Raw genomic sequence first — 23,159 nt, forward strand, 5'->3', positions numbered from 1 at the left:
CCGTCCGCTTGCCCCACCGCAGCACACTTGCAGGGCCGAGGCACACCCGCAGGGCGATCCGGCGGCGTGTCCCCAGACATCCGTACGATCGCCCTGCAAGTGGGCCAGGTGAACCCTGACGGAGGGTGTGCGCGGCGTCCGCACACACCCTCCTGAATAGTCGGTGTCTGTCGCTGCGTCCCCACGCGCATCCCCAGAACGACCGCGGCTCCCTCGTGCTCCGACCCTTCTGGAGCACCGCGCGACACCTTCCGTAGATCAAGAGCACCCACCCGCCGCTCTGATACATCGAATGGAGAAACTCTTCAGAATCCGCTTCCGTGGCACTGGAACGGGGTCCGATGCCCGGTCGTGACGGATGCCGCAGCCAGGGCCACCGCGGGCGCATCCCCGCGGCTGAGTCCCGTGTGCACAGTGCTGAGCAGCTCACTTGCGACGTCATCCGGTACGACGGCTCCGGCGGCGATCACACTGCGGGTTCCGGCATGCAGCCAGACGCGGGTCATCCCCAGTGCCTCCTCGCCCCAGCGGACGGAGGAGCGTCCGAGTTCGCACGCCGAGAGGATGACGGTGTCCGGCGCATGCGGGATCAGATCGACGTCGTAGCCGAACAGCGTCCCGTCGGCCAGATCGAACCCGGCGAACAGGGGGTTGTCGACAGCATGTTTGCCGTGCGCGGCGATGTGCAGCACGTCGACGCGGCCGGCCATGGCGGTGACGGCCTCGACGCGGGCCTCGTCACCGGTCAGCACGTGTGCGTCACGCCAGACGGATGCCGCAGCACGCACCTCCTCGACAGCGCGGGGCACGCGCGGCCCGGCGGCGAATCCCGCTGATACCGGCCGTGACCCGCTGCCGCGCTCCTGCACCCACCGCGACATCGAGGTCGCGAGCGTGAATGGCCGCGCAGCCATGGTGGGCAGCATTCCCCAGGGGATTCCGGACAGGATTCCTGGCACCGTCAACACGGTACGACGCTCACCGAGCACCGCACGCAGCGGGCCGAGCAGAGCGTCATCAAGGCGCAGCATCCGCTCGTCGAGGGCGCGCGCGATGACGGCTCCCATCGGGCCGGTGCGGATGGATGCTGACACGTCGAGGTCGGCGCGGAGCCCATCGGATGCGGCGTGCACGGCGGCGAGATCCAGCTCGACGATGCGCGTCTCCTCCGCCGTCGTGACGACGCAGAGCAACGCGGTGCCGGTGAACACATAGGTGAGGGCGACCGTTTCGGTGCCGAGCTCGGCGCGCAGCTCCTCGAGTGCGGTGCGGGGTCGGGTGTCGCCCGCCCCGGTCGCGGACCACTGCCGGTCGCGCACCCGGTCACTCAGCATCCGCACCTGGGGGTCGGCGGTCCACTCCTTGCCGGTGAGTTCGGAGCGCAGCATCCGCAGCTCAGCGAGGTCGGCGGCCAGCTGCGGATCATGCGGGGGGCGCACCGGCGCCACCTGCTGGCTGAGGTGACGCGCGCGCTCAGACCAGTCGAACAGGGCGGCCGGATCACCGCTGTCGGCCGCGGCGGACAGCCCGGCGAAGATCAGACCCGAACCGTGCATGGTGGACGAGGACTGCAGGTCGAGCGCGCCGAACGAGCGCTGCCACTGGGCCAGCAGGTCGAGGCCCGCGCTGGCGTGGCGGCGTGATTCGGCGTGCCGGCCCCGGGAGCGGGCGCGCACGGCGCGGAACTCGGCCGCGCGCAACCGCAACGGCGTGGGTGCATCCGCCGGAAGTCGCGGTGCGACGGCGTCACCGCGGCGGGCGGCGTCGAGAGCAGCACTGAGCTGCACCGATGCCGCTTCCATCGGGAAGCCGGCCGCGCGCAGCGCCCGGGCAGTCGCCGTGAACTGGGGTGCTGGAGTTCTCCGGCCTGCGGCTACTCGGGCGTCGAGGCGAACGGCGTCGCTGCGCGCCGCCCAGCTGTCGGAACCGAGCGCACGGAAGCGCCGCGCCGCGTCTCGGGCAACGCGCTCGCCGCGCTGGGGGTCATGTCGGACGAGCGAACGGGCGAGGTGATATTCGGCCTCGGCTCGCGCCTGACGCATCCGCGCTGTTCCGAAGGTGACGGCGACGTCTTCGAGAAGACGCTCCGCTTCGTCGGCCAGACCCGCCTCGCGCAGCACCTCGGCACGGTCGAGGTCGCTCATTGCCGCGCTGACGGGAGAGCTGTCGGCGATCACCGGACGCGACTGCGCCATCAACTCGAGCGCCATGATGAGGTCGCCGCGCAGCAGCGCCGCATACCCGAGATTGTGGCGGGCCTCGGCTGCAGCCGAGGCATCCCCTGCGGTCTCATACAGGGCGACGGCGCGCTCGAGGTCGGCGGTGCAGGCGTCGAAGGCGCGGCGCTGCATGTGTACGAGCGAGCGATTGAGTAGGCAGTTGGCCTGAGCGACGCCGTCGAGACCGTCGATTGCTTCGCTGAGCATGGCCTCGGCCTCATCCAGCCGCCCGGCGCGGGTGTACAGCACGCCGAGCTGGCCGGAGAGCACAGCGCGCGTCTGTGCGCTGACCCCTTCCTGGTCGAGTGCCTGCCGGCAGAGCTCCTCGGCGCGGGCGGGCTCGCCGGTCTGAGCGAGGGCATATGCCGTGGTTCCGGCGATTCGTGCGCGCAGATCCGGATCGTCGGTGCTCGAGGCCGCCCGGGCGAGCAGCCGTTTCCCCTCGGCGTACCGCTGCGCGTTGGTGGCGTCGCGTCCGCGTTCGTACAGTGCGCGCGCGGAAGTGGCCATCAGTCCAGGATGCCGTGAACTGCTGCTCACCGAAAGCCCGACGCCCCCGACGGGGCCTGTTACGAATGTCGGAGCCTGTTACGAACGCGGGAGGTTTTGGTCAAATGTCTCCGACAGATGTAACAACTTCCGACATCCGTAACACCGCATCCACGGCCTTCCGCGCCCCAGCCGGCTCCGCCGCCCCCTGCGGCGTCACGACTTCGGCCAGCAGCGCCGCGATCTTGCCCGCAACATACGGTGCCGCGAACGACGTGCCGCTCCACGCGGCGAAGCCGCCGCGGTAGTCATCGGGGTCGACGGTCTGCCGTTCGAGCTTGCCAATGTCCGAGCGGGTGGTCGCCTGCGCCCCGCCGACGAACGCCGGAGTGGTTGAAACGACCATCGCCCCGGGTGCATAGGCGCGCACCCACGGCCCGACGTTCGAGAACAGCGCCAGCGACTTCAGCGACGGGTTCAGTGCTCCGACCGAGATCAGCGGCAGCGCAGCATCCGGAGTCAATCCGTTGTCCGCACCCGGCCACGCCCACAGCGATGCTGGAAACGACGGACGATCGACCGCATCATTTCCTGCCGAGCACACCACGATGGTGCCGAGCTCCCGCGCGGCCCGCAACAGATCGTGCAGCACGAGGGAGAACTGTCCGTCCGACGGGGTCTCGTGGTAGTAACCGAGCGACAGATTCAGCACATCGATCGGATGCCCGCCATCCAGGCCGTGCACGAATCGACGCTGCAACTCCACCGTCGCCGCCAGAGCCTGCAGGAACGTGCTCTCATCGACCACACCCAGTGACCCGGCGACGCGGATCGAGAGGATGTCGGCATCCGGAGCCGTCTGGCGGATCAGCCCCGCGATGAACGTGCCGTGCCCGGCGACCGCGTCGATCTCACCGTCGAGCTGGCCGTACAGATCGGGGTAGCGTTCCGGATCGTCATCGCCGGTCAGCCCGATCGGGCTGCCGTCGAGCTCGATGCGCCGCGTCACGATGTCATCGGGCAGCCACTCGTGCTCGCCGCATCCGGTGTCCAGAACGGCGACCACCGCACGGCGCTGCTTTCTGGATCCCGCGCTGCGCACCGGAGCCGCCCCCACCCAGGCGATCGGTTGCCTGCCACCGCGGCCCGGTGCCAGATAATCGTCACTGCCCACCGCTCCTTCGCCGCGCAGCGGGTTCGTTCGGGTGAAGGGGTTGGTCCGGGTGAACGGGTTGGTCCTGGTGAACGGATTGAGGCCTACCGGATCAATCGCCAGAACATGTTCGAGACCGGCACGTGGCATCGGGTCGCCAACGATTCGGCGCGCCCGCTGCAGCACACGCCAGGCATCCGGCGCCACGGGCGACTCGCCCTCCTCGGGAACATCGGGGGTGGTCAGCAGGGCGCGATGCAACCCGGGGATGCCGGGCAGCATGTCGTCTCGCTGGCCGGCCCGCATCACGTCTCCGGGTTCGATCAGCAGCTGCCAGCCGAAGGCTCCGGCCGCCTGCGTGAGCGCGCGCACATCGCGGTTGTACGCGCCATTCTCATCGTCAGGGAGTTCGGCGATCAGCATCCGATCCGGCAGGTATGCCGTTGGATATGCGCGGATGCCGACCACGGCGTCGACGGTCGGATCGAGCGCCTTTCCGCGCGGGATCGAGCCCTCGGCGCGATCCCGCCAACTCCAACCCTTGGGCTGCTCCATTGATCTCCCTCTCTGTCGGCGTCACCGCCGCTGTGTCCCCCGAACGACCGCTCACACCTCGAACTGCGGGGTGCGCAGGTCTGTGGCTCCTTCGCCGGTGACGAGCAGCACCTGGCTGAGGCCCGCCGGAACATCGGTGAAGACGAAGCGGCCCTGCTCGCCGGGGATGGCGCTCCAGGACTGTGTCCCCTGAGTGAGACGCACCTCGACCGCGCCGGCATCCACCCAGCCGTCCACGCGGCGCTGTCCGCGCTCGCCGCGGCTGACGTGCAGCAGGATGCTGGTCGTCCCGTCGCTGAACTGCAGCGTCGTCGTCTCGCTTTCACCGCGCACGGGCGAATCGGCGTTCTCGATCAGGGTGAGCAGCGCGTACTCGTGCGAGAGGTCGGCCACCGCGACTGCGGTGATCATGCGGTCGACGAGGCCATCGGGCAGCGGATCGATCTCTTCTGCTGCCGTCCGCAGACGCATGAGCAGGACGTCGTCAGAGTCAGTCATCATCGCCCCCTTCCGGGGTCAGGCCCGCGTGCACCACGGCGGTGCGCAGCTTCGCCAGGCACCGTTTGCGGGTGGGTCCGATGCTGCCGATCGGCATCTCGAGATCGGCGGCGATCCGGGCGTAGTCCGGACGATCATCGAAGGCGACCACGCGCAGCAGCCGCTGGCAGCGGGCATCGAGAGTGCCGACGGCGCGCCACAGGCGATGAGACTCATCGGATGCCGCGACCTGAGACTCCGTCGACTCCTGCACAGGCAGCAGCGGTTCGAGGGTCTCGTCGGGGGTGGCATCCGTACGTCGATGGTTCTTCGAAACCCGCCAGGCCTCGCGTCGTGCGGTGATCGTCAGCCAACTCGACACCGCCCGAGAATCAGCGATCTTCTCGTGCCCGCGCACGAGGGAGAGCCAGGTGGATTGCACGACGTCCTCGGCGAGCATGCGCTCCAGTCCATAGGCGCGCACAACGTGCCAGAGCACGGGGGTCATCAGGCGCACCAGGTCGTCCATGGCGCGCGCGTTTCCGGAGCGCCAGTCGGCGAACAGATGCGCGGCGCGTTCCCAGCGCGGCGAATCCTCGCTGACGGCGCCCTCGGGCGAGGCGTCGGTCATGATGATCATTGTGCTCACACTTACTAGGAGCACGGCAAGTCGTCGGTGATACATCGTGACCCGCGCGGCTACTCTGGGAGGGTGATCGCCCTTGCTGTTTTGCTGTTCATCAACGCCGCTTTCAACGTCATCGTGTGGCCCCGGTTCTACAAGCGGGTTGTGGATGATCCGCGGGCTCGGGATGCTGACGGCAAGGCCACGACGTTCCTCAAAGTGCATGCGATCCTCATCGCGTTCGCGCTGGTGATCGCCCTCGTATCGGTGCTCGCCGGGGTGGCCGCTCTCGTCGGGGTGCTTTAGTCGGGGTCTCGGTTGTCGCCGAGGTCACTGCTGTTTTGCCGGGCGTGCATCGGGTGCGCCACAGGTACGCGTCACACTTGTAGGTCGATTGGCACGCCTGTCGGGCGGATTTGAGGATCTCGGCCTGCAGGCGTGATCTGGGCCGACAACTGTGCCGGGCACCGCCTGCCGGGGCCGGGTCAGGTCGTCTCGAACTGACGGGCGTGCGCCCTCCAACCGGACTCGACCGGGAGTGCGCGCAGGCCGCGGTTGGAAAGCGCGAGCAGCACCGATAAGGCGCACAGAGCGGATGCAGTGATGAGCGTGCCCTCGCGCCCGATCGACGCGAGTCCGAATCCGGCGATCAGTGGTGCGAGCGGCATGGCGCCCATTCCGAGCACGGCGCTGGCGCTGTTTGCGCGTCCGAGCAGTGCGGTCGGGGTCGCAACCATGAAGTAGCCCATCAGCGCGGAGTTCACCGCGGGGATAAAGAACACCGTGATGGCGAGGACGCCGGCCAGCGCCAGCGGCTCACGCGCCGGAATCATGCCGAAGACTGCACAAACCGAGACGCTGAGACCGCCGATGATGATGACGCTCGCCCGCACCCGCGACACCAGCGCCGGTGCGACGAGGGCACCGAGCAGCATGGCGACTCCGGCCGCGGTGCCGAGGAATCCGATGGTGATGGTGGAGTGTCCTGCCTGCTGCAGTGCATAGATGATCGTCGTCATCGCGGTGGCGAAGCCGAGGTTCACAATCGTCGCCACGAACAGCACGCCCCGCAGGTCGGGACGCGAGAACAGCCAGCGAAACCCCTCCCTCATCTCCCGTACCGCATTGGGCTTTCCCGCATCCGCTCCGGGCTTTCCGGCATCCGGATCGTCCGGATCTTGCACAGGCGAAGTGGATGCTGTTCGCTGCAGCATCCACGCCGTCACGGCCGCGATCACGTGGCACAGCGCCATGGCCGCGCCGATCAGCCAGGCGCCGGCTGCGAGCAGCACGCCACCGAGCGGCCCGCCGGCCAGTTCCAGCACGGCGCTGCGACCCTGGTTCGCGGCTTGAGCCCGGCCCATCGCGTCATCCGGGACGATCTCCTTCAACGCACTCTCGCCAGCGACGTCGAAGAGGCCGGTCCGCGCGGCGAGGAGCACATCGATGACCAGCAACGTCGTGAACGTGAGGGCGTCGCCGAGGGCGAGCATCACGAATGCGCCAGACAGCACCACTCCGATGAGCGAGCCGAGCACCATCATGACGATGCGGCGGTGGCGGTCGGCCAGCACGCCGCCGTACAGAGTGGTGATGGTTCGGGTTGCCATGCCGACCGCGCCGATGATGCCGGCCTGGGCCGGGTCATTCGTGACGAAGAGCACGATCAGCGGGATCGCGAAGCCGAACAGTGCACTGGCCAGACCCTTGGCTGTGTCGCTGATCAGCCAGGTGATGTAGCGGCCATTACGCGTGAGCCGATGCGGTGGGGTCGTGGTGGTCATGGGTCGATACTAGATGCGCACGCTCTATTGCGCAATTGTTCTTGCGCAATTTCTGGTGCGGATAGGATCGAGGCATGGCGGATGAATCTCCGAAGCCCGTGCATCCCGACGCGAGAAATGCGACGTCGGCGATGCTCAAGGCGTACGCGCATCCGCTCCGACGCCGGATCGCGAAGGCCGTCGGTGCACGGGGACACGCTCGTGCTGCCGACATCGCCGCTGATCTCGGCGTTCCAGCGAACAGCGTGAGCTTTCACCTGCGCGTCCTCGCGGATGCCGACCTCATCGAAGAGGCGCCCGAGCATGCCCGCGACAAGCGTGATCGGGTGTGGAAGGCCGTGGAGGCGGCGTGGAATGTCGGGTCCCCCGAACATCCGGTCGAGGACGAGGTGCTGGGAAATGCACTCATGGCGTCACTTGTCGATGAGCATTTCGACATGGTGCGGCGGGTGATGAGGTGGGCGCCCGATTATGTTGCGGGTCGAAACCCGGCCGTGCACGGTACCTTCTCGCAGCGCAATCTGCGGCTGACAGAGGCAGAGTTTCGTGAGATCGAGCACCGCATCAACGACGTAATCCACGAGATCGCAGACGCCCACGACCCTGATGATCCCGACGGCCGCGTCTGGACTCTCGACATCATCGGGGCCGACGACACGATTTGACGGGCGTCTCCGCGCCGCTGCCGCTGCCGCGCCTGCCGCGCGTGCACAACTCCTGAAAAACAGAAGAATCGGCCCGATCAGGGGCTGTACGCACCCGATCGAGCCGATTCTTCAGGAGTTATGAACGGCTGAGCCGTCGCCAAGCCCCTGACCCCTACGGCGTCGCCCGCCGGAATGCCAGGAACGAGACCGCGGACAGCACCACAATGGCAACGAGTCCCCACAGCGCGAGCCCGACGGCTCCGAGGTCGAGGATTCCGATCCAGACCCGCTCCCACAGTTCGAGCCGCGTCACGAGGAAGGCGATGCCGACCAGGACGAGTGCCAGTGCGACGCTCGCGATCGTCAGCACCATGGGTCCCCAGCTCTTGTAGATCGTCGCGCCGGTGAATCCGACGACGAAGAAGAACAGCGCGAGGGTGAAGTAGACGATGAGGGCCCCGAGCGGTCCGGCCTCCCACACCCACGGCAGGTGGAACACATAGCCGTTGACGCCGTAGCCGTTCGTGAGCAGCTCGATACCGCCGCCGATGAGGAAGATCAGCCCCATCAGGCCACTCGCGAGGATCGCCGTCAGCATCGTTCCGAGGAAGAATTCCCGCCGGGTAATGCTCATCGCCTGGGAGAACGGGAAGGTCAGTGTCATCGCCGACATGCCGACGGCGAAGAACACCCAGAGCGGAGCCTGCCCGCCGCCACCGTACTTCGGGGTGTCGATGGGGATCATCGCGTAGATGAGAACGGAGATGAGCACGGCGCCGCCCAGAACAATCAGCGGCACCCAGATGAAGGTCTGCTTGTTGATGAACTGCAGACGGATGACATTCAGTGTGCGGGACATCAGCGAACCTCCTGAGTTTCTGCGCCGGCCTTCTGGGTCAAGCGGACGATGAGCTGTTGCAGTGAGACGGGTGCGAGGTCGAGCCCGGATGCCGAGACCTCTGCCCTTTCGGCGTCGGACAGATGCCCGAGCACGGTGACGGATGCCACGCGTCCGAGCGCTTCGCGATGCAGAATGTCTCGGCCGGTGGCCCAGGCATCGACCTTCGCCGCATCGCCGACGACGGTGACGGCGCGATCACGCAGCGTGTCAGTGTCTTCATCGAGCAGGATCGTGCCGCTGTCGATCACGATGACCTTCTCGATGAGATTCGAGACCTCATCGATGAGGTGCGACGAAAGGATGATCGTTCGAGGATGCTCGGCGTAGTCCTCGAGTAGGTGGTCGTAGAAGATCTGCCGGGCTACGGCGTCGAGGCCGAGGTAGGGCTCGTCGAAGAAGGTGATCTCGGCACGCGAGGCGAGGCCGATGATGACGCCGACAGCCGAGAGTTGCCCGCGCGAGAGTTTCTTGATCGTCTGCTTCATCGGCAGCTGGAAGTCGCGGATCAGCTGATCGGCCAGACCCTGATCCCAGTTCGTGAAGAAGAGGCGAGCGGCGCGGAACGCGTGGCCCGGAGTCGCATCATCCGGATATTTCTGACTCTCGCGGACGAAGCAGACCCGACTGAGCACGCGGGCGTTCTCGTACGGGTGCTCGCCGAACACCTTCACGTCGCCGGACGTGGCGAAGTTCTGAGCGGTGAGGATCGACATGAGTGTCGTCTTGCCGGCGCCGTTGCGGCCGAGCAGCCCGTAGATGGAGCCACCCTCGATCGAGAGCGACACGTTGTCGAGCGCGTTCGTCTGCTTGTAGTGCTTGGTGAGGTTCTTCACCTCGATGACGGCGGTCATGCGGGCGTCCCTTCGGTAGTGGTTTCGGATGCACCTGCTGCAGCGCGTTCGCGCAACAGGGCTGCCAGATCTTCGGCGCCGAGCCCGAGCGTGCGGGCTTCGGCGAGCAGTGGGTCGATGTAACGGTCGGCGAAGGCCGCACGGCGCTCGCCGAGCAGCAGTTCGCGGGCGCCGGAGGCGACGAACATGCCGATGCCTCGTTGCTTGTACAGCACTCCCTTGTCGGTGAGCATTGCGACTCCCTTCGCGGCGGTGGCGGGGTTGATGCGGTAGAAGGAGGCGAGCTCGTTCGTCGAGGGCGCCTGGGATTCCTCTTCCAGTGAGCCGTCGAGGATCGAGTCCTCGATCTGCTCGGCGATCTGGAGGAAGAGGGGCTTTCCTTCTTCAATCACGCATTCCTCCTGCAGTTGGTCGGTTACTTACTCGACTAACTAACCATCTAACCCGAGTGTGTGTCAAGTCCTCGAGCAAACCGCGCCCTGCACAACTCCTGAGACCTGCCGACTGTTGACGTAGCCACGGTCTGATCGGGCCCGCCCGGCTCAATTTCTCAGGAGTTATGCACCGGCGACCGGGCCGCGGTCGTCAGCCGCGGAGGTCGCGAGCGCGCAGCGCCAGGGCGGATGCCGCGGCAAGAGCCAGCGCGCCCCCCCAGGTGAGCGCGAGCCCAGCGGCATCCACACCCTCAGCAAGAGGGGACTGGCGGAACACCCACGCGTACGGCGACAGCGCGTTCAGCCATTCCAGGTCACTCGACTGCTTCGCCAGTGCCTGCAGAATGTAACCGAGCACGGCGATGCCGGCACCGACGCCGGTCGCCCAGATCTTGCGCCCGGTCGCCGCTCCCGCGAAGAGAGCTGCGGCAGCGGTGAGGAAGGCGAGCCCGGTCAGCGCGGCGCTGGCGCCGACAAGGCGCACGGGGTCGAGCTCGAGTTCGCTCGGTCCGTTCAGCGCCCACACGACGAGGCCCGAGAACGCGCCGAGCCACAGCAGCCGCACCAGCACGGCGAGCCCGGATTCCCAGGCGTACTGCATGCGTCCGATGCCGTGGGCGAGGTCGAGTTCGGCGCGTCCGGACTCCTCGGCGCCGGCGAGCGCGGCCGATCCCCAGATGACGCTTGCGATAGTCAGCAGTAGGAAGCCCATCAGCCCGTAGAACGTGGCCTCGGTGTAGCCGGCTCCGGTGGCGATTTGGCTGTACCCGAGCGTGTCGACCAACTGTTTCGGGAGCGAGTCGATCAGCTCCGTCATCTGATCGCTGGCCCCGAACGTGGGGTAGATCGGCAAGTAGAGGAAAAGGACGGCGGCGATGCCGATCGACCAGCCGAGAAGGCTGCGCCATGATTCGTGGATGCTGCGCCGAAATACCGGCAGGATGCTACGCATGGTCAGCCTCTTCGCCGCCGGGGGTCGAGGAAGAAGCATCCCCGTACAGTCGCAGCACGGACTCCTCGAGATCAGGCTCCTCGACGGTCAGCTCGCGCACGTCGTATTGCGCCAGTAGCTTCACGAGGGGGTCGATCGCCCCTTCGATGGTCGCTGACACCTGCACGTCTGCGGCGGTGGCGGTGGCCTCCAGCGCGTCGATTCCCGGCACTCTTTCGAGCGCGGCGCGGGCCGCCGCAGCATCCGTGCCCTCGACGATGACGCGCACCCGGCGTACCGATCCGAGGCGAAGCGCGGCGACCGGGCCGTCGGCGACGATGCGTCCCGCGCTGAGGACGGCGACCTCGTCGGCGGTCTGTTGGATCTCGCTGAGCACGTGCGAGCTGAGCAGCACGCTCTGGCCGGCAGCACGCGCTTCGCGCACGAGCTGCAGGAACTCGCGCTGCATGAGTGGGTCGAGTCCGCTGGTCGGCTCGTCGAGGATGAGGAGCTCGGGGCGGTGCATGAACGCCTGGATGAGTCCGATCTTCTGCTTGTTGCCCTTCGAAAGCGTGCGCACAGGACGGTTCAGATCGACGCCGAGCCGGTCGGCGAGATCGTGCGCTGTTCGCAGAGTGGATGCTGCATCGCCCGGCCGTCCGGACACCTCGGCGTAGAACGACAGCAGTCGGTGGCCGCTCGCGCGCCCCTCGAGGTGCAGTTCGCCGGGGACGTAGCCGATGCGCCGTCGAAGGGCCGCGCCTCCCTGTCGCGGGTCCTCGCCGAGCACCCGTACGGTGCCGGAAGACGGCCGAATCGTGTCGATAAGCGTTCGCATCGTGGTCGTTTTACCAGCGCCATTCGGCCCGATCAGGCCGAACACGCTCCCCTCCTGCACGCGCAGGTCGAGTTCGTGCAGGGCGACGCGCTGGCCATACGTTTTATGTAGAGCTCGGGTTTCTACGGCGGCGGTCATGGTCGTTCCTCCTCGGGAACGGGAGAGGCGCCCAACGCTGTGCGCGTTGCATCCAGGAACGCGGCGGAGGCGTAAAGGCCGTGGGTGAGCAGTTCCATGGTCGGAAGCGTCGAGCGCAGGAGACCTGTGGGGCTGAGGTAGTCGGCGCCTAATGCGCGGGAGATCTGTGTGCGCATCACGACGGGTGCGAGCCCCATGAGTGCCAGGATGAGGGTGGTCATCTCTGGGTCGCTCATCGGTTCGAGCAGGCCAGCGGCGTTCTGCTCGTCGAGCACCTTCCGGGTGCCGGAGAGGATGCTGTCGAACAGCCGATCTGCGGCGGGTGAACCGTCGACGAGCATGCGTCCGAGGTAGTCGATGTAGGGGCCGTAGCGGTCGAGGTCGTTCAGGGCGGCGCGGATGCGGTCGCTCGTCGGGGCATTAATCAGCTCATGCGACTCGTCAGTGAAGATGCCGGCGACGTACTCGTCGCAGATGCGACGCAGCGCCTGCTTGTCGCTGAAGTGATGCACGATCAGGGCTGGACTGACTTCGGCCTCGCGAGCGATGGATCGTAGGCTCGTCCCATCGAAACCGTCGCGAGCGAAGGCGACGATGGCTGTGTCGCGGATGCGAGCGCGAGCGGTGAGGTCATCAGGTACTGAACGCATGTACAGCAGACTAAACACCTGTTCAGCCTCTGTCAAGGGTATGCACTCTCTGCGCGGTGGGGTCATAACTCCTGAGAACTGTGCGGGATTCGGGCGAAAATGGAGTTTCAGCCCTCGCCGGCGCGAAAACCTCAGGAGTTGTGCACGCGTCGATGGCGGGGTTCGAGCCGGAGCACGAAGGCGCGTAGCGGCGGTCGCGGGCGCGTAGGTTGGGGAGGTGCCCGACTTTGCCTATGACCGCCTGCGCCGATTTCCCGATGTCGAGGCGAACAATCTGCAGGCCCACGACGCCACCGATCTGCTGTTGGTCGAGCGCGCTTTCGCGCTGGTCGAAGAAACTGGGCTGAGTGGTTCCGAGATCGCCGTAATCGGCGACGAGTACGGTGCAATCACGCTGGCGTTTACGGATGCTGGGTTCACGGGCATCCGCGTGCATCAGGATCTCGCCACCGGGCGTCGGGCGCTGGCCAACAACGCGCAAGCGCTCGAGCTGACGGGCTTCGCATCCCATGAACTCGACGCGTCGCTGCTCGATGGGGCGAAGCTCGTGCTGCTGCAGCTGCCCAAGTCCCTCGCCGAGTTGGAGGAGATCACGGATGCCGTCGCCCGCTGGGCTGCAGCCGATGTGACCCTGGTGGCCGGAGGGCGGGTCAAGCACATGACGCTCGCGCAGAATGAGGTGCTCGGCCGCAGTTTCGCCGAGGTGCAGCCCCAGCGTGCTGAGCGCAAGTCACGGCTCATCATTGCGCGGGGGCCGCGGCCCGTGCCGGATCAGCCGCCATATCCACAGCGCGCGGAGCATCCGGACCCGTCGACAGGTTCGGGGGCCGGGCTCACGCTCGTCGCCCACGGCGGCGCGTTCGCCGCCAACCGCATCGACATCGGAACCCGGGTGCTGCTGGAGGTGCTCTCCGACTCTGCCGGTTCACAACTCCTGAGAACTGCACCCATTCCGGCCGGAAATGCTGATGCACCCGCTTCCGAGGCGCAAAGTTCAGGAGTTATGCGCGGCGAGCACGTCGTCGACCTCGGCTGCGGCACCGGCGCCCTTGCCACGTACTACGCGCTGCGCCACCCCGAAGCTCGGATCACCGCGACTGATCGCTCGGCCGCGGCCGTGGCATCGGCTCGCGCCACCATGGTGGCCAACGGCATCCAGGGCCGCGTCACGGTCACGCATGATGACGCCGGTTCAGAGCTTGCCGACGCATCCGCCGATCTCATCCTGCTGAACCCGCCGTTCCACCTCGGTGCCAGCATCCACGCGGGGGCTGCCACGCGGCTGTTCGAGGCATCCGCTCGCCTGCTCCGCCCTGGTGGAGAACTGCTCACGGTCTACAACTCCGCACTCGGCTATCGGGCCGAACTCGGACGCATAATCGGACCCACGGAGCAGCTCCGGCGCACGCCGAAGTTCACCGTCACGCGAAGCATTCGGCGCTAATTTCGCATACGCGCAGATTGTCGACATTAGACAGAACTCCCGTTCACGCGACAAAAACAAGCGTCGTGACCGGATCGAGATTTGCCCCTGACCGGCCATTTTGTTACGTTGAAACGTAGGCCTTTTGGCCTGATGACCAGTCCGCGGTCACGTCCTTCATTCGATGAGCTGTGCTGCGAAGAGGCGTGGACGTACGGTCGATGTTCTTGCGGCGGAGCCGAATTCCGCCGTCAGTGCCGCGATGCAGCAATTTCGAACGGCCTTGTGAACTCGTCCCGGACGTAACCGAAGTGGGCTCCCGAAACCCGAAAAGTCGGTGAGCCGCCGGGGGAAACGTGACCGAAACCGCACTAGTTGCGCGCAATCTGTTCAAAGTGTTCGGGAAGAATCCGAACCAGGCCGTCCGTCGGCTGAAGGGCGGCGAAAGCCGCACCGATGTGATGGATGCCGGAACCGCCGCCGTCATCGACGCCAGCTTCGAAGTGAAGCGTGGCGAGATTTTCGTCATCATGGGCCTGTCCGGATCGGGCAAGTCCACCATCATCCGCATGCTCAACGGACTGCTCAACCCGACAGCCGGCGAGGTCACGATCCAGGGACGCAACGTCACGAAGGCCGGCCCGGCCGAACTGCGCGACATCCGCCGCTCTTCGGTCTCGATGGTCTTCCAGCACTTCGCCCTGCTGCCACACCGCACCGTCATCGACAACGCCGCTTACGCGCTGGAGATCCAGGGCGTCGGCAAGACAGAACGTCTTGCGCGCGCCAGCGAGATCATCGGAAAGGTCGGACTGGCCGAATGGGCCGACTCCTTCCCCGATGAGCTCTCCGGCGGAATGCGCCAGCGCGTCGGTCTTGCCCGCGCACTCACCGCAGGCAGTGACATCCTGCTCATGGATGAGGCGTTCAGTGCCCTTGACCCGCTGATCCGGCGCGAGATGCAGGAACAGCTCGTCGAGTTGCAGGAAGAGCTCGGCCGCACCATCATCTTCATCACGCACGACCTGAACGAGGCGATGTTCCTCGGCGACCGGATCGCGGTCATGCGCGACGGGCGCATCGTGCAGAACGGTACTCCGGAGGAGATCCTCACCGACCCGGCGAACGACTACGTCGCCCAGTTCGTGCAGGACGTCGACCGCACGCGCGTGCTCACCGCCAGCGCCGTCATGGAGCCGCCGCACCTCACAACTCCGATCAGTGCGGGAGTGCGCGGCGCGCTGCGGACGCTGCGTGAATACCAGGCGAGCGCGGTCTTCGCGGTCGAGAACAACCGTCTGGTCGGTGTGGTCACCGACCGCGCCGTCATCCGCGCGGTCAAGGCCGGTCAGACTGATGTGCGTCAGATCGTGGACGAGTCCGTGCTCACCGTGGGCCCTGACGACCTGCTCACCGACATCGTCGAGCGTGCGGTCGAGACGCCTGTCCCGCTCGCGGTCATCGATGACAAGCGCCGACTCATCGGAGTCATCCCGCGGGTGACCCTGCTCGCGGCGCTCGGCAACGTCGCACCCACCACCCGGGAGATGCCCATCATTCAGACTCCGATCGAGATGGTTGCTCAGTTCACCCCGCTGGTGGATGCCGCAGCTGAGGCTTCCGCCACCCCGGCCGGTGCCGGTATCGAAGGGGGCAACCGCTGATGAACATCATTGAATGGATCACTGACGGCGCTCGCATCCCGCTGGGTAAGTGGGTGAAGGAGCTCATCAACTTCCTGCAGGACTATCTCGGTTGGCTCTTCGACTTCATCGCGACGGTCTTCACCGGCGTGTACGAGGGTGCGACCTGGCTGTTCACTGCCCCTCCGGGCTGGCTGGTGATCATCCTGCTCGCCCTCATCGCCTACACGGCGAAGGGATGGAAGCTCGCGCTCGGCACGGTGATCGGACTCGTGCTGATCATGACGGTCGCGCAGTGGGAGAATGCCATGCTGACGCTGGCACTCACCGTTGTCGCCGTGCTCATCGCGACGATCATCGCGATTCCGTTGGGCATCTGGGCTGCGCGTTCGCAGACCGTTTCCAACATCGTGCGTCCGATTCTGGACTTCCTCCAGACGATGCCCGCGTTCGTCTATCTGCTTCCGGCGATCTTCCTGTTCAGCGTCGGGCCCGTTCCTGGCATCGTCGCGACGATCATGTTCTCCGTTGCTCCCGGCGTTCGGCTCACTGAGCTCGGCATCCGCGGGGTCGACCAGGAGGTCGTCGAGGCCGGTCACGCATTCGGCGCGACGCCCGGTCGCATCCTTCGACAGATCCAGCTCCCGCTGGCGATGCCGTCGATCATGGCCGGTGTCAACCAGGTGATCATGCTCTCGCTGTCGATGTCGGTCATCGCCAGCATGGTCGGTGCCCCCGGCCTCGGCCGCCCGATCGTGCAGGCGCTGAGTTCGGTGAACATTCCGCTCGGCTTCGAAGCGGGTATCGCTGTGGTGGTCATTGCGATGATCCTCGACCGCATCACCGGTGGCTTCGGTGGGCGTGGCCGCACGCGCAAGTCCAGCCGGGTTTCGACGAAACCGATGGCGGATGCTGCGGACGAAAAGGCAACGACGACCGCAGGCACCCCCTGAATTCCTCAAGACTGACGCACGCTCTGCGTGCTGACGACCCACGGCACCCCGTGGGCATATCCCCAACATCCGCGACACAGCACGCGGAAGGAAAGGAACGATCATGAAGAAGCGACACCTTCTCAGCGCCCTTGCACTGGGCTCGGCGGTAGCTCTCGCACTGACCGGCTGCGCCAGCGGTTCGGATGCCGGAGACAACAACGACGACGCGGGCGAGGCTCCTGCGTCGAAGGACATCACCATTGGCGTGTTCAACGGCTGGCCCGAGGGCGAGGCGGCTTCGTACGTCTGGAAGCTCGTGCTCGAGGAGCAGGGGTACAACGTCGAGCTCGCATACGCCGACGCAGGCCCGGTCTTCGCCGGCGTCGCGGACGGTACCTATGACCTCGCGCTGGATGGCTGGCTGCCGTTCACCCACGCGGACTACTTCGAGCAGTTCGGCGACGACATCGTTGACCTCGGCTCGTGGAACAACGACGCACTGCTCACCATCGCAGTCAACGCCGATGCTCCGATCGATTCGCTCGAAGAGCTCGCGGAGAACGCCGATGCGTTCGACAACCGCCTGATCGGCATCGAGCCGGGCGCCGGCCTCACCGCCGCCACGCAGGACAACACCATCCCGACCTATGGTCTTGAGGGCATGGACTTCATCACCTCGTCGACCCCGGCGATGCTGGCCGAGCTTCAGACGAAGCTCGACGCCGGTGAGAACGTGGCCGTGACGCTGTGGCGTCCGCACTGGGCCTACGACGCCTTCGACATCAAGGACCTCGAGGACCCGGAGGAGACCCTGGGCGCCGCCGAGGAGATCCACACGATCGCCAAGAAGGACTTCGAGTCGGAGTTCCCCGAGGTCTTCGAGTGGATGAGCAACTTCACGATGGACTCGGACGTGCTGTTCTCGCTGGAGAACGCCATGTACAACTCCGGTGAAGAAGACGTCACTGACTACACCGAGATTGTCCAGACCTGGATGGACGAGAACCAGGAGTGGGTCGACGGCCTGACCTCCTGATTTTCTGATTTCCCCCGGGCGCAGCCTCGGGCGGAGTTCGCAGTGATGGGCGGAGCTTTCCGAGTGGAGGCTCCGCCCATCGCTGCTTTCTCCTCCCATGCGAGCGGCACCTGAGCGGCGTAGCCTGGCCGATATGGACGGTTTCGCCGCTGTCGACTTCGGATTTGCTCGCGAAGTGCTCCAACGGGGCATCGCGGCGCTCTACCTGGTCGCGTTCGTGTCGACGCTGAACCAGTTCCGACCGCTGCTGGGCGAGCGGGGACTACTGCCCGCCCCGGAACTGCTCGAGTGGGCATCGTCTTCGAACCCGAGAAGACGGATGCTGCGCCCGACCCTGTTCGGTCGCATCCGCTATACCGATCGGCGTCTCGCCGTCCTCTGCTGGGCGGGCATCGTCCTGGCAGTGGTCCTCGTCGTCGGCATCCCGCAGCTCGGCCCGCCCTGGGTGCCGATGGTGTGCTTCCTGGCGCTCTGGCTCGGATACATGTCGATCACCAGCATCGGCCAGAGCTTCTACGGCTTCGGGTGGGAGATGCTGCTGCTGGAGGCCGGGTTCCTCGTGGCGTTCCTCGGCTCTGGTGATCAGCCGCCGCCGACCGTGGTGATCGTGCTGCTGTGGTGGCTGCTGTTCCGCCTGGAGTTCGGTGCGGGAATGATCAAGATTCGTGGTGGGCGCGAGTGGCGCGATCTCACCGCCCTGACCTACCACCATGAGACGCAGCCGATGCCGGGGCCGCTGAGCCGGCAGGCGCATCTGCTGCCGCGCTGGTTTCACAAGGGTGAGGTGCTGGGCAATCACTTCGCGCAGCTGGTGGTGCCGTTCTTCCTGTTCGCACCGCTGCTCGGGCTGCTCCCGGGAGCTCCTCCGCAGCTGGTCGAAGGCTCCGCGATCGTCGGCGCGGTCGCCGGTGGCATTGTGCTTCTGACACAGCTCTGGCTCGTGGTGACGGGAAACTTCGCCTGGCTGAACTGGGCGACGGTGGTGCTCGCGTTCTCGGCGATCGGGCTGCCGGGATTCGGCGGGGGTGGCCCTTCTGAAGGCTCTCTCCCGCTCTACTGGGTCGTGATCACCTCGGCCGTCGGCATCCTCTATCTTGCGCTCAGCTGGCCCGCGCTTCGAAACCTGTTCGCCCGTCGTCAGCTGATGAATGCGAGCTTCAACCGCTGGCAGCTCGCGAACGCCTACGGCGCGTTCGGCACGGTGACGAAGGAGCGGATCGAGATCGTCGTCGAGGGGACGCTCGATGAGGATCCGGATGCCGCCCACTGGCGCGAGTACGAATTCACAGGCAAGCCGGGAGACGTGCGGCGCGTGCCGCGCCAGTTCGCTCCGTACCATCTGCGGCTCGACTGGCTGATGTGGTTCCTGCCGCTCGGGCACTCACTCGACGACTGGTTCACCCGGTTCCTGGCTCGTCTGCTCGAAGCGGATGCCCCGACGCTCGCGTTGCTGCGCCACGATCCGTTCGCGGGGGAGCGGCCGCAGTGGGTGCGCGCGGTGGCATACCGGTACCGCTTCGCCACGCGTGCGGAGCGGCGAGCCGACGGCGTCGTCTGGGTGCGCGATCGGCGGCGCATGGTGGTGCATCCGGCGCAGCTGCCGGGGTGAGGGGCAGTTGCCGGTCTCAACCCTCGGTAGGTGGCCGAGGCGCGGCGATCTCCCGCGCGACCTGCTTCTCGAGCACCTGCACGGCTTCATCGGACAGCACAATCAGGCCTTCGAGCTCGTCCCGCACCCGCTTATAGGCGAGGTTGCGTTCAGCCTGGGTGGCTGATTCGTCCACAGCGACTTTCAACAGCTTCTGTGCACGGTCGAGCTTCTTGCGCTCAGGCTCCGTGAAGGTCGAATCGCGCAGGCGCCGGGCATCCTTCTCAGCGATCTCGAATGCGACGGCGTAGTTGCCGACAGCATCCAGATATTCGGTGATCTGCTGCTCGCTCACCTTGGCATCAGCGGATGCCGGACGCAGAGCATCTGCGGTCTTCTTCGCCCGCAGGAACGCCGCGGTCAGTGGCTGGCGCCCATCGCTCATAGCGGGGAAGGCGATGAGCTTGGCGACGTCGAGTTCGTAGTCGAGCCAGCGTGCGGTGATCTCGTCGTGCTCGGCGAAGAGTCGCTCCAGGAGCTGATTCGACGGCAGCCGAGCGTCGGAGTCGATCTCTTTCGGTGCGTTCCTGACGGGGCCGCTGGAACCACGGGCAGCGATCTGAGCGGCCTTGAGCTCGCCCTTCATCCGCAGCGTTTCCATCCGGCGCTGATGCCGCCGCTTTGCGCTCTGCTCCCAGGCTTTTGCGGCACCGCCGCCCATCGCCATGATCGGGAAGATCAGCCACCAGTTATCGGTGGCGAAGCTCCACAGGCCTCGGAAGAACTCATCCATGATGCGCCCAGCCTACTGCGCCGCCCGTTTCCCCTCCGTCCCCGGCACCAGGTGCGAGTGGGTAGTTGTGGCTCAAGTTTCCGGAGAAATCGAGCCACGCGCGCCCACTCGCAAGCAGTGCGGAGCGTTACTCGGCGCGGGTGAGTTCGCCGAGCTTCTCGCCGGAGTCGTTGAAGGCCACGAGAACGTCGCCGTCGACCTCGACCGCACGAACGCCGCGCAGCCAGTCATCGACACCTTCACAAGCCTTCAGCGTGGAAGCGAACTGCGCGAGGTCGATCTGGTCGCCCTCGACAGTGAAGTTGGTGAAGATTCCGTTGCAGCCGTCGCTGCCCTTTACTTCGCCGTCGACGGTGAATTCCAGGTGCGGTTGCCCTGCGGCATCCTCACCCCAGGACCCGAGCAGTTCGGCGACGACGGGGTCATTCGGGTCTGCTGAGGATGTGGGTGCGGATCCCGGTGTCTGACCGGCAGCACAGCCGGTGATGAGCAGAGTGGCGGCACCGACCATCGCGGCCAGCGTGAGGATTCTGGGGGTTCGTGTGCGCATGGACGTCATCGTAGTCGGCCCCACCTGGAGACGAGCGGGAAGGTTGAGTGAACCGTTGTAACCGAGCCAAGAAGTGGGGAGAAGTCCCCATACATGTGACAGAACGGAGATCTACTGTTGGCTTCTGTGAGTTTGCTGGGTAGTCTTGCGGAGGTTTCTGTGTTCGCGCTGCGGGCATGGAGTCCGCGATTTTCTGAGGAACGACGAGCAGTTTGTCGCTTCGGGACCATTATTCGCTACAGATGAAGGACATCGACTTTATGAAGAACAGAGGGATGGTACGTCGCCCGCTGGCTTTGACAGCGGCTACGACGATTGCCCTAGGGGGGCTCTTCTTCGCGGCTCCTGCTTACGCTGCGGACGAGCCGAAGGCCGACGCAACTCTTAAGGCGCCGGGCGCGTCGGAAGACGCGCCGTCTGAAGCCGTCGACGATGCAGCCGCAGCAGCGGAGGTCGTTGCCTTCGGCGTGAACGCCGCTGGTGAAGATGTTGTCGTTGTCGCAGGCGACGAGGCTGCGACCGACGATGCAGCCGTCAAGGCCTTTACCGATGCAGCCGACATCACCGGTGCAAAGGTCGTCACGATCGTGGCAACCCCGAAGCTTTTCGCAGGCGATGACATCGTCGGTGGTCAGGGCTACCTGATCGACACTGGTGCCGGCCTCGGTGCCTGCTCGGTCGGTTTCTCGGCCTTCTCGCCGGAGGGTGTCCCTGCGCTTCTGAGCGCCGGCCACTGCTCGCTCGATTTCAACTCTGGTGACCTTTACGACCTGACCGCGCTTTCGGTTCCCTCGGAGGAGCCTGCCGTCGGCGGCCCCGGGTTCGAGGTTCCTAATGCAGTTACCGCGCTCGCTGCGTTCACCTTCGGTCAGTTCGGTGGACCGAACAACACGACCGGTGCACAGGGCGACGTCAACGCGACCGATATCGCTGTTATGACGCTCAACGAAGCCGGTGACTTTAACCCGCTTCCCGCTGTGACCAACTGGACCACGGCTGGCGAAGACCTCAGCTCGCTCGCTGAAGGCACTGTTGCAGTCAAGAGCGTCGGCGCACCGGTTCACGGTGATGTCAGCAAGAGTGGCCGTACCACCGGGTTCACCACTGGAACGATCGATGAAAACGACCTCCTCGACGGCTGGGCCAAGATCGAGGACCGCTGGGTTCGCGGCTTCTCCAGCGACACCGTCGCAGGCCCCGGCGACTCGGGTGGCGCTGTCATCCAGGGCACGACGGCTGTCGGTCTCATCAGCGGTGGCGTCGAAGCTTCGGCTGACCAGGAGCAGTGGACCTGGGCAACGTCCCTCGTCCACGGCCTTGAGCACACCAACGGCTACACCGTTGCTCTCGACGTGGATGCTCCCACGGTGACCGACCCGGCTAGCGGCTCGACCGCCATCGTCGGCTCGACCATCACGGGCAAGGCGCCCGGTGCCAAGACGGTTCGCGTCTCCGGTGTCGGCGATGCATTCAACGTCTCCGTTTCCAACGGCGAGTTCTCGTTCAAGGCTCCCGGCACACCCGGTGACTACGACTACAAGCTCGTCGCATCCAGCGGCTACAGCAAGTCGGAGACCACTTCCTACTCGCTGACCACGAAGTTCGCACCTACCGCGACTCCGGTCATCACCTCGCCTGCTGACGGTGCAAGCATCGACAGCACCGTTACGGCAGTCAGCGGAACCGGTCTTCCCGGTGCCGAGGTTGTTGCAACGGTCAACGGCACGGACTACACCACCACGGTCGACGGCTCGGGCAACTGGACCATCAAGGGCCTCGAGCTCAAGTACGGCAAGCACAGCGTCAGCGTTGTGCAGACCGCCAACGACGACACCTCGGATGCCGCAACTTCGGCCTTCTCGGTTGTCCCGGTGGCGCCTGCCGTGACCTCGATCACGAACGGCACCACGTTCGCGCACGACAACGGACCCTCCGCCCTCTCAGGCACGGGCATCGACGGTGCAACTGTTACCGTGAAGCTCAACGGCGCCGAGCCTGCAGCCCTGGCTGCTGAGAGCGGCTCCTACCCGGCTGAGGTCGTTGATGGCAAGTGGACCGTCAAGTTCGACGCTGCACTGCAGCCCGGCTCCTACACGGTCTCTGCAACGCAGAGCATCGAGGGCGTCGCATCCGCACCCGTGAGCCTCGCGTTCTTGGTTCTCGTCGAGCCGGCTCCGGCTCCCACCACGCCTCCGGCACCTGAGCCCACCACGCCTCCGGCACCCGGTGGCGAAGGCGGCAACGGCGGCGAGGACGACAACCTGGCCACGACCGGTACGGACATGATCGTGCCCCTGAGCGCCTCGGCTGGTGCCCTGGTTCTGCTCGCCGGTGGCATCACGCTTCTGACGATTCGTCGTCGCAAGCTGATCGAAGGCTGATAAGCACTGAGTAAAAGGCGGGCATCTCTTCGGAGATGCCCGCCTTTTGCGTTGGTGCTGGCATCCTCCTGGCGACGCGTGCCAAGATGACCACGACGCGGCTCACTCCGGGCTGGTC

The 23,159-nt window shown here is 65.9% G+C and carries 21 protein-coding genes; 8 read left to right on the forward strand and 13 right to left on the reverse strand.

From position 1 onward, the window contains the following. Nucleotides 1-305 precede the first annotated feature (305 nt). From ACSS7Z_RS00875 to ACSS7Z_RS00890, 4 genes are all read right to left on the reverse strand, one after another. Nucleotides 306-2,729 carry a CHAT domain-containing protein gene (locus tag ACSS7Z_RS00875; protein ID WP_438252529.1) on the reverse strand — a complete coding sequence of 808 codons (2,424 nt, stop codon included), beginning with the start codon at nucleotides 2,727-2,729 and terminating at the stop codon, nucleotides 306-308. A gap of 100 nt (nucleotides 2,730-2,829) precedes the next feature. Beyond that, nucleotides 2,830-4,416: a S8 family peptidase gene (locus ACSS7Z_RS00880; protein WP_438252530.1), complete on the reverse strand. Its 1,587-nt coding sequence runs from the start codon at nucleotides 4,414-4,416 to the stop codon at nucleotides 2,830-2,832. A gap of 51 nt (nucleotides 4,417-4,467) precedes the next feature. Beyond that, entirely contained in the window at nucleotides 4,468-4,914 is a 447-nt protein-coding gene (locus tag ACSS7Z_RS00885) for a hypothetical protein (RefSeq protein WP_438252531.1), read from the reverse strand. After that, entirely contained in the window at nucleotides 4,907-5,524 is a 618-nt protein-coding gene (locus ACSS7Z_RS00890) for an RNA polymerase sigma factor (protein WP_438252532.1), read from the reverse strand. Before ACSS7Z_RS00890 ends, ACSS7Z_RS00885 begins: the two co-directional genes overlap by 8 nt. A gap of 81 nt (nucleotides 5,525-5,605) precedes the next feature. Between ACSS7Z_RS00890 and ACSS7Z_RS00895 the strand changes: the two genes are divergently transcribed. After that, complete coding sequence (locus ACSS7Z_RS00895; RefSeq protein WP_438252533.1) at nucleotides 5,606-5,824, forward strand: SCO4848 family membrane protein; 219 nt, start codon at nucleotides 5,606-5,608, stop codon at nucleotides 5,822-5,824. Nucleotides 5,825-6,003: 179 nt separating this feature from the next. Here the strand turns inward: ACSS7Z_RS00895 and ACSS7Z_RS00900 are convergent, their stop codons facing one another. After that, entirely contained in the window at nucleotides 6,004-7,302 is a 1,299-nt protein-coding gene (locus tag ACSS7Z_RS00900; RefSeq protein ID WP_438252534.1) for an MFS transporter, read from the reverse strand. Nucleotides 7,303-7,376: 74 nt separating this feature from the next. Between ACSS7Z_RS00900 and ACSS7Z_RS00905 the strand changes: the two genes are divergently transcribed. Continuing rightward, a complete protein-coding gene (locus ACSS7Z_RS00905) occupies nucleotides 7,377-7,967 on the forward strand; it encodes a winged helix-turn-helix domain-containing protein (RefSeq protein ID WP_438252535.1) in 591 nt (196 codons plus the stop codon). Nucleotides 7,968-8,121: 154 nt separating this feature from the next. On the opposite strand, the gene ACSS7Z_RS00910 is transcribed toward ACSS7Z_RS00905, so the two are convergent. The 6 genes from ACSS7Z_RS00910 to ACSS7Z_RS00935 all read right to left on the reverse strand — a co-directional run bounded on the left by ACSS7Z_RS00910 (nucleotide 8,122) and on the right by ACSS7Z_RS00935 (nucleotide 12,692). Continuing rightward, a complete protein-coding gene (locus ACSS7Z_RS00910) occupies nucleotides 8,122-8,808 on the reverse strand; it encodes a hypothetical protein (protein WP_438252536.1) in 687 nt (228 codons plus the stop codon). Then, nucleotides 8,808-9,701 carry an ABC transporter ATP-binding protein gene (locus ACSS7Z_RS00915; protein WP_438252537.1) on the reverse strand — a complete coding sequence of 298 codons (894 nt, stop codon included), beginning with the start codon at nucleotides 9,699-9,701 and terminating at the stop codon, nucleotides 8,808-8,810. Before ACSS7Z_RS00915 ends, ACSS7Z_RS00910 begins: the two co-directional genes overlap by 1 nt. Continuing rightward, nucleotides 9,698-10,093 carry a GntR family transcriptional regulator gene (locus tag ACSS7Z_RS00920; RefSeq protein WP_438252538.1) on the reverse strand — a complete coding sequence of 132 codons (396 nt, stop codon included), beginning with the start codon at nucleotides 10,091-10,093 and terminating at the stop codon, nucleotides 9,698-9,700. Before ACSS7Z_RS00920 ends, ACSS7Z_RS00915 begins: the two co-directional genes overlap by 4 nt. A gap of 193 nt (nucleotides 10,094-10,286) precedes the next feature. Further along, on the reverse strand, nucleotides 10,287-11,087 hold the full coding sequence (locus tag ACSS7Z_RS00925; protein ID WP_438252539.1) for an ABC transporter permease subunit: 801 nt from the start codon (nucleotides 11,085-11,087) through the stop codon (nucleotides 10,287-10,289). Beyond that, nucleotides 11,080-12,042, reverse strand: coding sequence for an ABC transporter ATP-binding protein (locus tag ACSS7Z_RS00930; protein ID WP_438252540.1), 963 nt, complete (start codon nucleotides 12,040-12,042; stop codon nucleotides 11,080-11,082). Before ACSS7Z_RS00930 ends, ACSS7Z_RS00925 begins: the two co-directional genes overlap by 8 nt. After that, a complete protein-coding gene (locus ACSS7Z_RS00935) occupies nucleotides 12,039-12,692 on the reverse strand; it encodes a TetR/AcrR family transcriptional regulator (protein WP_438252541.1) in 654 nt (217 codons plus the stop codon). Before ACSS7Z_RS00935 ends, ACSS7Z_RS00930 begins: the two co-directional genes overlap by 4 nt. A 217-nt stretch (nucleotides 12,693-12,909) precedes the next feature. On the opposite strand from ACSS7Z_RS00935, the gene ACSS7Z_RS00940 reads away from it, so the two are divergent. From ACSS7Z_RS00940 to ACSS7Z_RS00960, 5 genes are all read left to right on the forward strand, one after another. Next, nucleotides 12,910-14,136: a class I SAM-dependent methyltransferase gene (locus ACSS7Z_RS00940; protein WP_438252542.1), complete on the forward strand. Its 1,227-nt coding sequence runs from the start codon at nucleotides 12,910-12,912 to the stop codon at nucleotides 14,134-14,136. 335 nt (nucleotides 14,137-14,471) lie between these two features. Then, a complete protein-coding gene (locus ACSS7Z_RS00945) occupies nucleotides 14,472-15,779 on the forward strand; it encodes a quaternary amine ABC transporter ATP-binding protein (RefSeq protein ID WP_438252543.1) in 1,308 nt (435 codons plus the stop codon). Continuing rightward, nucleotides 15,779-16,711 (forward strand): ABC transporter permease, encoded by a 933-nt coding sequence (locus ACSS7Z_RS00950; protein ID WP_438252544.1) that lies wholly within the window; start codon nucleotides 15,779-15,781, stop codon nucleotides 16,709-16,711. The genes ACSS7Z_RS00945 and ACSS7Z_RS00950 overlap by 1 nt, the downstream gene beginning before the upstream one ends. 103 nt (nucleotides 16,712-16,814) lie before the next feature. Beyond that, on the forward strand, nucleotides 16,815-17,729 hold the full coding sequence (locus ACSS7Z_RS00955; protein WP_438252545.1) for a glycine betaine ABC transporter substrate-binding protein: 915 nt from the start codon (nucleotides 16,815-16,817) through the stop codon (nucleotides 17,727-17,729). A gap of 133 nt (nucleotides 17,730-17,862) precedes the next feature. Then, nucleotides 17,863-19,338 carry a lipase maturation factor family protein gene (locus tag ACSS7Z_RS00960; protein WP_438252546.1) on the forward strand — a complete coding sequence of 492 codons (1,476 nt, stop codon included), beginning with the start codon at nucleotides 17,863-17,865 and terminating at the stop codon, nucleotides 19,336-19,338. 16 nt (nucleotides 19,339-19,354) lie between these two features. Here the strand turns inward: ACSS7Z_RS00960 and ACSS7Z_RS00965 are convergent, their stop codons facing one another. After that, entirely contained in the window at nucleotides 19,355-20,110 is a 756-nt protein-coding gene (locus tag ACSS7Z_RS00965) for a hypothetical protein (protein ID WP_438252547.1), read from the reverse strand. A 127-nt stretch (nucleotides 20,111-20,237) separates the two neighbouring features. Further along, the gene (locus tag ACSS7Z_RS00970) at nucleotides 20,238-20,660 is read right to left on the reverse strand and encodes an META domain-containing protein (protein ID WP_438252548.1); all 423 of its coding nucleotides are present in this window, start codon (nucleotides 20,658-20,660) and stop codon (nucleotides 20,238-20,240) included. Nucleotides 20,661-20,935: 275 nt separating this feature from the next. Here ACSS7Z_RS00970 and ACSS7Z_RS00975 point away from each other — a divergent pair, with 275 nt between their 5' ends. After that, on the forward strand, nucleotides 20,936-23,041 hold the full coding sequence (locus ACSS7Z_RS00975) for a chymotrypsin family serine protease (protein WP_438252549.1): 2,106 nt from the start codon (nucleotides 20,936-20,938) through the stop codon (nucleotides 23,039-23,041). The last annotated feature ends 118 nt before the right edge of the window (nucleotides 23,042-23,159 follow it).

This window comes from Microbacterium wangyouchuni, assembly GCF_051546305.1.
Taxonomy (GTDB): domain Bacteria; phylum Actinomycetota; class Actinomycetes; order Actinomycetales; family Microbacteriaceae; genus Microbacterium.

What these genes read in the sequence shown, in the direction of transcription:
- ACSS7Z_RS00955 (WP_438252545.1), top strand. Translation starts at nt 16,815, where the DNA reads ATGAAGAAGCGACACCTTCTCAGCGCCCTTGCACTGGGCTCGGCGGTA.
- ACSS7Z_RS00960 (WP_438252546.1), top strand. Translation starts at nt 17,863, where the DNA reads ATGGACGGTTTCGCCGCTGTCGACTTCGGATTTGCTCGCGAAGTGCTC.
- ACSS7Z_RS00930 (WP_438252540.1), bottom strand. Translation starts at nt 12,042, where the DNA reads ATGACCGCCGCCGTAGAAACCCGAGCTCTACATAAAACGTATGGCCAG.
- ACSS7Z_RS00875 (WP_438252529.1), bottom strand. Translation starts at nt 2,729, where the DNA reads ATGGCCACTTCCGCGCGCGCACTGTACGAACGCGGACGCGACGCCACC.
- ACSS7Z_RS00880 (WP_438252530.1), bottom strand. Translation starts at nt 4,416, where the DNA reads ATGGAGCAGCCCAAGGGTTGGAGTTGGCGGGATCGCGCCGAGGGCTCG.
- ACSS7Z_RS00910 (WP_438252536.1), bottom strand. Translation starts at nt 8,808, where the DNA reads ATGTCCCGCACACTGAATGTCATCCGTCTGCAGTTCATCAACAAGCAG.
- ACSS7Z_RS00900 (WP_438252534.1), bottom strand. Translation starts at nt 7,302, where the DNA reads ATGACCACCACGACCCCACCGCATCGGCTCACGCGTAATGGCCGCTAC.
- ACSS7Z_RS00890 (WP_438252532.1), bottom strand. Translation starts at nt 5,524, where the DNA reads ATGACCGACGCCTCGCCCGAGGGCGCCGTCAGCGAGGATTCGCCGCGC.
- ACSS7Z_RS00975 (WP_438252549.1), top strand. Translation starts at nt 20,936, where the DNA reads ATGGTACGTCGCCCGCTGGCTTTGACAGCGGCTACGACGATTGCCCTA.
- ACSS7Z_RS00950 (WP_438252544.1), top strand. Translation starts at nt 15,779, where the DNA reads ATGAACATCATTGAATGGATCACTGACGGCGCTCGCATCCCGCTGGGT.
- ACSS7Z_RS00965 (WP_438252547.1), bottom strand. Translation starts at nt 20,110, where the DNA reads ATGGATGAGTTCTTCCGAGGCCTGTGGAGCTTCGCCACCGATAACTGG.
- ACSS7Z_RS00905 (WP_438252535.1), top strand. Translation starts at nt 7,377, where the DNA reads ATGGCGGATGAATCTCCGAAGCCCGTGCATCCCGACGCGAGAAATGCG.
- ACSS7Z_RS00935 (WP_438252541.1), bottom strand. Translation starts at nt 12,692, where the DNA reads ATGCGTTCAGTACCTGATGACCTCACCGCTCGCGCTCGCATCCGCGAC.
- ACSS7Z_RS00885 (WP_438252531.1), bottom strand. Translation starts at nt 4,914, where the DNA reads ATGACTGACTCTGACGACGTCCTGCTCATGCGTCTGCGGACGGCAGCA.
- ACSS7Z_RS00915 (WP_438252537.1), bottom strand. Translation starts at nt 9,701, where the DNA reads ATGACCGCCGTCATCGAGGTGAAGAACCTCACCAAGCACTACAAGCAG.
- ACSS7Z_RS00925 (WP_438252539.1), bottom strand. Translation starts at nt 11,087, where the DNA reads ATGCGTAGCATCCTGCCGGTATTTCGGCGCAGCATCCACGAATCATGG.
- ACSS7Z_RS00970 (WP_438252548.1), bottom strand. Translation starts at nt 20,660, where the DNA reads ATGCGCACACGAACCCCCAGAATCCTCACGCTGGCCGCGATGGTCGGT.